General features: G+C 44.3%; 10 protein-coding genes and 1 pseudogene. 6 read left to right on the forward strand and 5 right to left on the reverse strand.

Annotated features, from left to right (window positions below; all coding sequences use genetic code 11):
- On the forward strand, positions 1-189 hold a 189-nt coding region (locus KTR07_RS26910; RefSeq protein ID WP_217315550.1), incomplete at its 5' end, for a hypothetical protein.
- A gap of 22 nt (positions 190-211) precedes the next feature.
- On the opposite strand, the gene KTR07_RS26915 is transcribed toward KTR07_RS26910, so the two are convergent.
- From KTR07_RS26915 to KTR07_RS26930, 4 genes are all read right to left on the reverse strand, one after another.
- Positions 212-1,738, reverse strand: a complete 1,527-nt coding sequence (locus KTR07_RS26915) for a type II toxin-antitoxin system HipA family toxin (protein WP_005868817.1) — start codon at positions 1,736-1,738, stop codon at positions 212-214.
- Positions 1,728-2,048 (reverse strand): helix-turn-helix transcriptional regulator, encoded by a 321-nt coding sequence (locus KTR07_RS26920; RefSeq protein WP_005868815.1) that lies wholly within the window; start codon positions 2,046-2,048, stop codon positions 1,728-1,730. The genes KTR07_RS26915 and KTR07_RS26920 overlap by 11 nt, the downstream gene beginning before the upstream one ends.
- A 99-nt stretch (positions 2,049-2,147) precedes the next feature.
- The gene (locus tag KTR07_RS26925; RefSeq protein ID WP_005868813.1) at positions 2,148-3,737 is read right to left on the reverse strand and encodes a type II toxin-antitoxin system HipA family toxin; all 1,590 of its coding nucleotides are present in this window, start codon (positions 3,735-3,737) and stop codon (positions 2,148-2,150) included.
- Entirely contained in the window at positions 3,730-4,080 is a 351-nt protein-coding gene (locus KTR07_RS26930; protein WP_005868812.1) for a helix-turn-helix transcriptional regulator, read from the reverse strand. The genes KTR07_RS26925 and KTR07_RS26930 overlap by 8 nt, the downstream gene beginning before the upstream one ends.
- Before the next feature lie 129 nt (positions 4,081-4,209).
- Here KTR07_RS26930 and KTR07_RS28570 point away from each other — a divergent pair.
- A pseudogene (locus tag KTR07_RS28570) lies at positions 4,210-4,369 on the forward strand (helix-turn-helix domain-containing protein).
- A gap of 126 nt (positions 4,370-4,495) precedes the next feature.
- Complete coding sequence (locus KTR07_RS26935; protein WP_005868811.1) at positions 4,496-5,776, forward strand: ATP-binding protein; 1,281 nt, start codon at positions 4,496-4,498, stop codon at positions 5,774-5,776.
- Between the two features lie 305 nt (positions 5,777-6,081).
- Here the strand turns inward: KTR07_RS26935 and KTR07_RS26940 are convergent, their stop codons facing one another.
- Entirely contained in the window at positions 6,082-7,143 is a 1,062-nt protein-coding gene (locus KTR07_RS26940; protein ID WP_005868810.1) for a LuxR C-terminal-related transcriptional regulator, read from the reverse strand.
- A 294-nt stretch (positions 7,144-7,437) separates the two neighbouring features.
- Between KTR07_RS26940 and KTR07_RS26945 the strand changes: the two genes are divergently transcribed.
- From KTR07_RS26945 to KTR07_RS26955, 3 genes are read left to right on the forward strand one after another with little or no spacing between them, the layout of a single operon-like run.
- Positions 7,438-8,670, forward strand: coding sequence for a DUF3575 domain-containing protein (locus tag KTR07_RS26945; protein ID WP_005868809.1), 1,233 nt, complete (start codon positions 7,438-7,440; stop codon positions 8,668-8,670).
- Positions 8,667-9,587, forward strand: coding sequence for a DUF5119 domain-containing protein (locus KTR07_RS26950; RefSeq protein WP_005868808.1), 921 nt, complete (start codon positions 8,667-8,669; stop codon positions 9,585-9,587). The genes KTR07_RS26945 and KTR07_RS26950 overlap by 4 nt, the downstream gene beginning before the upstream one ends.
- Positions 9,588-9,632: 45 nt before the next feature.
- Positions 9,633-10,769, forward strand: coding sequence for a fimbrillin family protein (locus tag KTR07_RS26955; RefSeq protein ID WP_171030154.1), 1,137 nt, complete (start codon positions 9,633-9,635; stop codon positions 10,767-10,769).
- Positions 10,770-11,097: the final 328 nt, after the last annotated feature.

An 11,097-nucleotide genomic window follows, 5' to 3' on the forward strand; every position in this document is an offset into this window, starting at 1 on the left:
ATCCGGCTGGAGGCTTTTCAGTGTGTTCTCCGATGGCTGATATCCTCTCATCTTCAGTTCCAGAATGGTATTGAAAAGTCATCATTTCGCATAGCCTTCATGAAAGCCTCCTCTTGTTCGTTGGCAATGTCCGGATTTGGATCGTATGCAGTTGCTTGCCGAACAAGAACAGACTTTTTATTAATGTAATAGTGTCGCTATTCGTCTGTTTTTATCTTCTAGCTAAAGGCAGTAACAACCGTTCCACAAGTTCTTTCTTGTTCTCAACGGGCATCTTGTTTCTGCCTTTGGCAATGACTTCAGCAGCCAAATCGCTTTTACGCCCGGCAATGTATTTCTGTCGCTTTCCGTTTATGAAGGCCTCGATACGGAAATCATGCCGGGTGTTTTCGATGATGTTGATTTCTGATACCAAAAAGCCATCCTCTGTCTCGTAGGGTTCGACAATGGTGGGCAGGTAGTGTTTCATGGTTTTCCCTATGATCGGAGATACCAAACCGGAAAGATGCTCTTCGATGCGGTCTTTCCAATAGTCATCGATTTGATGATTGGTGGCATAATCGTAAAAATGGCTGATGGCAAGGCTGACTTCTTCGATTATCCTTTTCGCATTCTTTATTCCGTTCTGTTTGGCAAATTGCATCAGGTCATCTTCCGTGATGTCGTTATCTTTTCCTGCAATGCTCATGGAGTGTGCGTTTTCGTATGCCGCACCGTCCAAATTGGTGGTGAATGTCATGTCGTAGGCTGGGGTGATGTGCCATGTGCCGTTTCTTTCCATCAGGAAAGAGAAATTCTTGATGTGGTCATCCACATTGCCGCCCATGATATTGAATACCGTCCTACGGTAGAGTTCGGACTGTTCGCTTGCCGGGATGTTCAGTTTTCGGCAGACTTCAAACAAATCCTCATAGCTCGTTGCATCCGGATTCATGGCAGCAAGTGTCTGTGTATGTATCTTCTCTCCGTTTATCCTATCGTAACGCTCCGTCAGGAAGTGATGTTTTCCCTCAATTTGAATGAGTCGGGAAGGCATCATCGTAATCCCGGCTTCCTTTGCCATCTCATAATATACCATTTCCATTTGCGTGAACGGAAAATCGTCCCCTTCTGCAAACTTCAATATGTAGTAGGTATAGCCCTCCGGTAAAGGGACTTGGCCGGAACGTATATCATGTGTCGTTTCATTGATGGCGATGATGGCTTTCGGGTGCTGCCCTCCGGCTGATGTACCTATCTCATAGATACTTTGCAGTTGCAGTGCTTCGTCATCTTGCACGGATATTTCCTCCCGTTCCTCAAAGATACGGCGTGCCAGTTGGTATAAACTCTCTATCTGGAGAGTGGAAGAGGATTCCAATCCAGGAGTGGCCGGGATGAACTCAAAGGCTCCCATTCCCCGTTTCCCGATGAAAGACAGTTTATCTACCGGTGTGAGTTTGCGCTTGGGGATATGGTTTTGTGCCGCCCATTGGTCGAAGACCATGTTACCCCACCGATCAGGCAATGAATCTGCCAAAAACGGTGGGAGACCTTGATAAGTCTTTTCTTTGTTTCCGAGTATGGGCATACCCTTTGCCGCCGGTCCTTTGACAGAAGCGGTCAGTGGGGCGATTTCCACTCCTTTCTTGATGAAATCCGGATGATAGTTGAAGACGGCTCTTTTGTTTCTTTCGTCCCAATAGAGCTTTCCGACTTCTTCTCCCCATAACATAACACTCACAACATTATTTTCCATGTCTTATCCTTTTCGGCTTTTTATTCATTATTCGTTCCATTGTATAGGCTGAAACAGGTATTTCCGGCATCAGATCATCCATCTGTTCCAGACAGTCCACTACTCGTAACAGGGCAAGAAAGTTGCCCATATTGATGTTATAGGCCTTCCCGTTCTCAAACTGGCGTAAGGTGATAAGGCTGACACCGGCTTTCTCGGCAGCCTCTTTTTGGGTGAGCCTATAGGTTAGCCTGTATTCCTTAAATCGTCTGCCCAGTTCCACTATGATTTCCGGATTGGCCATGGCTTGGGTGATGTGATTCGTTGTCATTTTACAAAGGTAAATATATTAATTGTTAAATCAAAATATAATATATAACAATTAATATATTTACTGTTATATTGAATTGTGCGCGATGTAGTTTGTGTGCTAATCCCCCAATTCCATGCTACGTTTATTGCCGCCTGTAATCGGGCTTTGCGCGGGTTTTATGTCCTGAAGGCTTTTTAGCATCCCTTCCATTTGGAAGATTTTGGCGGCAGCGATGAAGGTGGTGGCGGATACATCCGGCTGGAGGCTTTTCAGTGTGTTCTCCGATGGCTGATATCCTCTCATCTTCAGTTTCAGAATGGTATTGAAGTCATCATTTCGCATAGCCTTCATGAAAGCCTGCTCTTGTTCGTTGGCAATGTCCGGCATATGGATCGTATGCAGTTGCTTGCCGAACAAGAGCAGGTTTTCTCCGATAAAATCGGCGTGTTCCGGCTTGACCCCGCAATCCTTGGCAGTCTCATGCCAATGCGATACGGTTTCCTGTATCTCTTCGATAATCTGTTTGTGTTTCCGGATACCCATGTTCTCACCTACCTTTTGCAGATCTTCCATCGTGAAATTGTCTTGTTTGCCGTTGAGTGACAGCTGGTGGCGGTTCGTCCATTTGCCGCCCGGTGTGTATGAGTAGCAGAGGTCGTATGCTGGGGCCAGTTTCCACTTCCCTTGTCTATCCATCAGGAAAGATAAGTTCTTGCTATGGTCGTCATGGTTCCGGCTCATGACGTTGAACACCATTCTTCGGTATAGTTCCTCCTGCTCTGGATAAGGGAGGTTCATCTGCCGCATGATACGGAATATCTCTTCGTATGAATGGCGTTGGTCACGGTCATAGTGGGCAAGCCCGGCCAATGTCTGTACATGGATCTTCTCTCCGTCTTCCATACGGTCAAAACGTCGTGTCATAAAGTGATATGACTCTTTTTCCTGAAGTAACCGGCATTCCATCATATCGATACCGCAGGCTTTTGCCATCCGGTGATAGGCATATTCGATATTTCCTATTCCTTGTGGATTGTCCGTTATCTGCGTGTGTTCGCTGTATTTGCCGCCATCAAATTTCAACAGCCAATACCCGAATCCTTCAGGAGCTTTTACCTGTCCGGAGCGTACCTCTCCGGTAATATCGTTGTAGGCGATGATGGCCTTGGGCTTGGCACCTCCGGCAGATGTTCCCACTTTCAGTATATCCAGAATGTTTCTTCCTTCCTGGCGCAGTTGGACCTGAAAAGCCATTCTGTCCGTGAATACGGATTTGGCAAGCTCAGTCAGTTCCTCGATATGGAGCACTGATGATTCGTTCATGCCGTTGATTGGCGAGGACGGCTCAAACTCCAGTGCGCCCATGCCACGTTTGCCTACATAGCAAAGCCTGTCTAAAGGGGTAATCTCTTCTCCGGACAATCCCTTGCTGGCAAACCATTCATTGATGATCTGGTTTCCGAAAGTGTCCGGCAGTGAATCGGCAAACAGGCCGGGCAACCCCTTGAAACAGTCGGTACGGTTTTCAAGGAACCGGTAGGGGGTGTTCCTGTACTGGCTGATGGGCATGATGATGGGAGAAATGTCAAGACCGGAGCGGATGAACTTCCGTTCATAGTCGAACAAGGCGGCATTGCTTTCCTTTTCCCAATAGAGAGAGCCTACGCTTTCTCCCCATAGCTTTACATCTACTATCAAATCATTCATGGTTATCTTGTTTTAAATGGCGTACACGGTAGCGTTTCTTTCCTTGCAGTTTTTTGAGCTCTATCGGGCTGACCCGGATTTCCGGTACCAGTTGCTCCAGGTTCTCCAGCAGGCCGAGCGAGCGGAGTACGCTGATGAACAACAGCAGCGATACCGATTTGCCCTTCTCGATGTTCGCAACGGTCAAGGGGCTTACACCGGAAGCCGTTGCCAGTTCTTCCTGCGTGATATGCTGCCTGATACGTGTCTCTTTGATGCGCTGGCCGATTCTCATCAGCACAGCTGGATTGCTCATTTCATTCCACATGGTTGTTCCTTTTTTGCAAATATACAAATAATCCATGTAAATATATAGATTAACTTGAATATATGATGTTAATCTATATGAATACAATGATTATAGTTGCTTTATCGGCTGTTTTTTTCTTTGAACTAGGATGAAAACTGACTAAAATCACAATGTGTTGTGAATATGAAAGAGCTAGGAAAGATGATTAAAGAGTGCAGGAAGAGTTTGAAGGTCAATCAGCTGGAACTTCTCCGAACTGGCGGGCGTGGGCATCAATACGCTGGTGGCCATCGAGCGTGGAGAAGGCAATCCTAAATTGGCTACTGCTTTCCATTGGAGTTGATTAAAGTGCGGAAAAATGTATAAGATTGCTTCTATTATCTGTTTATTTTAGTATATTTGTGCTTTAAATAAGTGCGGATAAATGTATTATACGCTGTTTTTACATGTATAAAAATGCTGTTTGTAGATGAAAAGATTTGTTTTGCAACAACTTATAGAATGGAAAAACCGTGAGGATAGAAAACCTCTGATTTTAAATGGTGCCCGACAAGTTGGGAAAACATGGCTGCTCCATGAGTTTGCCAAACTTGAATACAAAAAAGAGGCTTATGTGGTATGCCGTAAGAATAACCTTGCACGCCAGCTTTTTTCTCAGGATTTCAATGTTGACAGAATTTTACGGGGGCTGCGTGCGATGACTTCCGTTGACATTACTCCGGGTGATACGCTTATTATCCTTGATGAGATACAAGATATCCCGGAAGCACTGGAATCTTTGAAGTATTTTAAAGAGGAGGTTCCGGAGTATCATATAGCTGTGGCAGGTTCACTTTTGGGGATATCCCTTCATCAGGATGTGTCTTATCCCGTAGGGAAGGTAAATGTCATCAATATATTTCCTATGAACTTTGAAGAGTTTCTTGTCGCCAAGGGAGAAGAAGAAGCTTGTAAATTGCTTATGAGTGGGGATTTTGAAACGATAAGCCTCCTGCATGACAAATATACGGATCTCCTTCGGCAATATTATTATGTAGGTGGTATGCCGGAAGTTGTACTCAAATATGTAGAAACGGATTCCTTGCTGGAAGTCAGAAGAATACAGTCGGAGATTTTGCAAGGCTATGATCTTGACTTCTCAAAACATGCGCCCAAAGAACAGGTTCCGCGTGTCCGAATGGTATGGAACAGCATTCCTTCCCAATTATTTAAAGAAAACAAGAAATTCATTTACGGAGCTTTGCGAAAAGGTGCCAGAGCCAATGATTTTGAGATGGCCATTCAATGGCTTGTAAATGCCGGGTTGTTGTATAAAGTGCCTCGATGTACCAAACCGGAGCTTCCGCTTGATATTTATGAAGACCTGTCGGCTTTCAAACTCTATATGGTTGATTTGGGGCTTATGGGTGCTATGGTCAAGACAGATCCGGCCCAAGTCTTGATTAAAAACGACATATTTAAGGAATACAAGGGAGGAATGACTGAACAGTATGTATTGCAGCAGATGAAAAGTAAGGGCGTGTCACCGATTTATTACCATAACACAGACAATTCGCGTCTTGAGTTGGATTTTGTTATTCAACGTAATGCCCAAATGGTGCCGATAGAAGTGAAGGCCGAAGGGAATGTCCGGGCCAATTCGTTGACAGCATTACTGGGAAAAAGACCGGAATTGCATGCGGAGAGATTTTCTATGTTGCCTTATAAAGTACAGGGTAATCTTACAAATTTTCCGCTATATGCAATATAGGTGTATCCTTTTCCCATGCCGGTCATACCGTTAGAACTGATTGATAAGTATGATGCGTATGTTGGCCGGTATGTCTATCTTTGTGGCAATGAAAACAGAGAGAGGATTGATTTACGCCTTGTTTTCCGGGACGGAAAGGAGATTGGCACGGATGATCTGAATCTGTATTATAATTGATGTGACGGCTTGGATGTCCCCCGGATGAATGTTCGGGGGATTCTTTTTCTTTTGGGCGTTCCTGTGGGACGGTCGGGCTTTACGTTTCAAGTCCTCGCCTAAAGGCTGTGGGCTTTACTCTGCAATCCCTAACGCATGGCTGAAAACTCTTCTTGCCGGTGTTCTTCTTCTTCATACAGCCTCATGCGTTCTTGTAATGCTTCTTTTAAATTGTCGCTTTTTTTCAGTCCGAGTTTGGCACGTATGTTCGCTCGTTGGCTGGTTATGTTTCCGCTACTCCGATGTAATAATTCGCATATTTGGCTGACGGTCTTGTCTTGCAGTATTAAACGGCAGATGTTTAATTCGGACGGGGATAAATTGGGATATATTCTCCTGATTGTATCAAGTTTACTTTTTTCCTTTTTCTGGTATGCGGCAAGGGCTGTAAAAAGATTTTCTTTGGATTGTTCCCCTATTATGTTTAACAGGGAGCTTGTCTTTTCTTCCGGGTTATTCTCGCTTAACAACTCGGCGAACGCGAATAGTTCTTCCTTTTTCATTTGGAGACGTTTCAAAAGCATTTCCTCTTCCTCTTTTAGCAAGTTGCTACTTTTTAGCAAGCTGCTGATATTACTGTGTAAGGATCTTCCTAATAAGGGGATCATGGTGTATATGATGATGATCAAAGGCAGATAACTGTATAGGAACGGTTCGTCGGTGATAAGTGTGCAGATTGTATAGGAAGCTATGGTAAGGGAGGACAATAGGATGGAGATATTACTCATATAGGCACAGATGGAAAGCATGGTAAATAAGAGAGAGATAGTAATGTTACTCATTATCAATGCTCTTTGATAACTATATTCATATCCGCTACATATTGAGCAATAAATTATTTCGATAAAAATCTCGATATGTATGGCTATCAGTATAATGGAAAAGGTCGTGGTCAGATTTACTCTCTTTTTAAAATAAGCGAGAGTGCACATAATGATAAACAGGAATAATACGCTGTTAATATAATAAAACTGTTCATTGGGAAATGGAACTGAATATATGTATATGGGTGCGCATAAGACCAGCATGAGCAGGGATAGATGAAAGACTCGTTTTTGTTGATACGTTATTATCATTTCTCTTTCTTTTTTGTCGTAAGTTTGAGTTTTTATTGAACTTAGAAAAGAGGCGGCTTTTGTGCTGATTTTCATGTGTTTTATTGTTTTAAGTGTTATTAAGTATAATGTTTCCTGCAAAAATAACTGTTTTTTTGTATGTTTAAGTACTTTTCTTTATGATGTTAAGTGTTTTTAATTGTTGTGTAAGCGTGATTGGCTGCTGTGGTAAGTGTTGTAGCTGTTGTGTGGTTGTCTTTTTAAGTATTTATAAGTTTAAAATACTTGTTTTTTGCTTTGGAGGTTGGTTTATAAGTGCATATCTTTAGCGGTTGAAATTCAGGGGGTGTAAAAGCCTGGGTTTGGATTGTCATATTAACAAATGATTAAATGACGAAAAGATGTTTTTTTTATATTAAATGTGTATTGTTCGTGCTCGTGTTGAGTATAAGCGGAGAAATATCCGCTCAGGAGAAGCGTGATTCGGTAAGGATCTATTTTCATCAAGGAAAGGTAAATATAGATACATGTTTACTTGACAATGGGAACGAGATGGAGCGGTTTGCTAAAATCTGTTCCGCATTGAACGACTCCGTCCGTCTTATCAGGAAAATTCAAATAATAGGAGGAGCTTCCCCGGAAGGAGGGGGGCTGTTGAATGGAAGGCTGTCTGAAAAACGAGCAGAGGTTTTGTGGCGGTATATATCACCTTATATAAAGATTCCGGTATTGGAGAAGGATTTTCATTTTTCGGGAAGCGACTGGAACGGACTTATAACGATGGTGAGAGCGGATGTGAATGTTCCGGAGAGGGAGGATGTCCTTCGTTTGTTGGAGAAGATCGTCCGTTTGGAAAACCAGGACAGCCCTTATTTGGGGGGAGAACTGAAAAGACTGAAAGGGGGGAGGCCATACTCATATTTGTATAAATTCCATTTTCCGAAACTTCGTTCGTCGATGGTGAAAATATGCTATGATAGTGATCCGATAAATCCCGTCAGAGATACGGTATATATACATACACGTGATACGTTGTGCATCCGTGATACCGTTACCGTCATAGCTCCGGTAAAGAAACGGCCGTTTTGCATGGCGGTGAAAACAAACTTGCTTTATGACGCTGTTTTGATACCTGACATCGGGGTTGAGTTCTGTTTGGGGAAGAACTGGTCTGTGGCCGGGAATTGGATGTATGCCTGGTGGAAAAGTGATCGGAAGCATAATTATTGGCGTATCTATGGGGGAGATGTGGAGTTGCGCCGCTGGTTCGGTCGGAGAGCGGTGGAAAAACCGTTTTCCGGGCATCATGTCGGATTGTACGGGCAGATCGTCACCTATGATTTCGAATTGGGTGGGAAAGGTTACTTGGGGGATAAATGGAGTTACGGGGGAGGCGTGGCTTACGGCTACTCGTTACCTGTGGGACATCGGTTCAATGTGGATTTCACGTTGGGAATCGGCTACCTTGGAGGATCGTACAAGGAGTACATCCCTTTGGACGGTCACTATGTATGGCAGACCACTAAAAACCGCCGCTGGTTCGGCCCGACCAAGGCGGGTATCTCTTTGGTGTGGTTGATCGGGCGGGGGAATTATAGCCGGAAGAAAGGAGGCAGGCAGTGATACGGATACGCTTTAGTCTGGTGTTCATATTTTTATGGATAGGACTGACGGCTTGTGAGCATAAGGATTTATGTTACGATCATCCGCACTTTGCCACGGTGCGGGTAATATTCGACTGGACCAAGATTTCCAATCATGACAAGCCTGAAGGCATGAGGGTCGTATTTTATCCGACCGACGATGAAAGCAACACGTGGATATTTGATTTCCCCGGAGGAGAGGATGGGGAAGTGGAGCTTCCCGAGAATGATTACCGGGTAATTTGCTTCAACTACGATACCGACGGGATGGTTTGGAAAGAAAACGGCAGTTACACGCTTTTTACTGCCGATACGCGTGATGTGCAGTCGCCGGATAACCGGACAATGGCTGTCACCCCACCTTGGCTGTGTGGCGACCATATAGACGAAGTTATCCTCAAGGACATTCCGGGAGGAAGCGCGGAGATAGTACGGCTGACTCCCGTAAACATGGTATGTCACTACACGTATGAGGTGAACGGTCTTCGGGGACTGGATAGGGTGGCGGATTTGCGGGCCGCTCTTTCCGGCATGTCCGGCTCGCTTAACATGTCCGCCGACAGTTTGCCCGCCGGTCTTTCGGAGAGCCTGCTCTTTGATGGAATGGTTTCACGGAATCAGATTATAGGCGGATTCTATACGTTTGGACATTCCGCACTTGAAGGAGAGCCCAATGTTTTCCGGTTGTATCTCAAGAACCGTTCAGGCAGCATGTCTGTATTGGAACAGGACGTGAGCGGCCAAGTGCATGATGTCCCGGTAGTGGGGCATGTCGGTGATGTGCATCTGGTGTTGAATTTTGATTATGAGGTTCCATCCGAGCCGGGAAGTGACGGTGCGGGATTTGATGTGGACGTTGATGATTGGGATGATGTGAATATGGATATAGTGTTGTAATATGAGTTTATTAATTATATGTATCAATTTGATTTATTTTTATTTATGAAAAAAAGTACAGTAATGCTTTGGGCAATCTTTGGAGCTCTACTCATGGGTTGCTCAGACGAGGAGATTGCGAATGTGGAAACCTCCTCACGGAATGCGATTGGTTTTAACGTGTTAAGTAATGCGGCGGAAACGAGGGCTACCCCTACTACCAACACCAACTTGAAGAACACCGATTTCGACGTGTTCGCTTTTACGGCGGATGGTACTGCCTTCATGGGAAAGGTAGACACGGATTTTGGACATGACGGAGTGAATATCGTGTACAATAATGGTAAGTGGGATTATAAAAATGCGAGCGACCTTCGTTATTGGCCTACCGAGGCTTTGGACTTTTACGCATTCAATCCCGGAACGGTTGATGAAGCCATGCAGTGGAGTTATATGTGGGAAGCCACCAAGGATACTCAAAAGATAACTTATTCCTGCTCCGATGAGTATGGATCTGGTATCAATGCTCATGAAAACTACGACGTGATGTATGCCATAGCCAAAGGCCAGACAAAAGACAAGAACAACGGAGTAGTGAAATTTAACTTCAAGCATATTCTGTCACAGGTCGTATTCAAAGCAAAGACCGAATACGATAACATGCAGGTGAATATAAAGGACATCAAGATTTTTAATGTAAAAATGGGCGGCGTCTACACATTGCCTGCGACAGCCGATGGAACGGGAAGTTGGGCTGTGGGTGATTGGCCTGAAAGCTCTACAGGAGGAGGTTTTATTACCGTAGTGCAAGGCAAATTCATCGAGGTCAATAGTAATACCACAGCTACCGATATTTCCGAAAAAACTCCTATGCTGAATATACCACAGAAGCTGACAGCATGGAAAGTTTCCGAAGAAGCCACCAATACCAAGATAAAAGCCGACGGTGCGCATCAATGTTACCTGTCGATCACCTGCAAAATCCAGCAGTCCGGAGGTTATCTGTTGGGTTCAGCAGATAGTTACGGAACAATTTATGTTCCGTTCGGAGATACATGGGTAGCGGGCAAGCGTCATATCTACACGTTGATTTTCGGTGGTGGTTATACTGATCAGGGAGAGGCTGTGTTGAATCCGATCCAGTTTGATGCAGAGACAACAGGCTGGGTTGATGCAAATAGCAACGTAAACGTTAAACCTTAAACAAAAAGTTTATCAATATCGTACCCGTTGGCAGGTTAAACATACGCAAGATTAATCCCGCCAACGGGTTCTTTATAGGGAATCGCATTTTCAATATACTTTTTGATGTGTAGGGGTGCTTTTTGCGTACCTTTTTCCTGGAGAATTTCTTTTGTGGAGTGTTTGCCCTGTATATTCCCGATACGCTGTTATAGCAGGGAACTGTTTTTATCCAAGTAGTCAGATATAGCCTCTTGCAATACCGATTTTAGCGAATCGCCTTTGCGGATCGCGATCAGCTTTAAGTTCTGGTGATAGGTTTCGTCCATGACAAAATTACAATGCACGG

Source organism: Bacteroides sp. MSK.20.82, assembly GCF_019052485.1.
GTDB lineage: Bacteria > Bacteroidota > Bacteroidia > Bacteroidales > Bacteroidaceae > Bacteroides > Bacteroides thetaiotaomicron.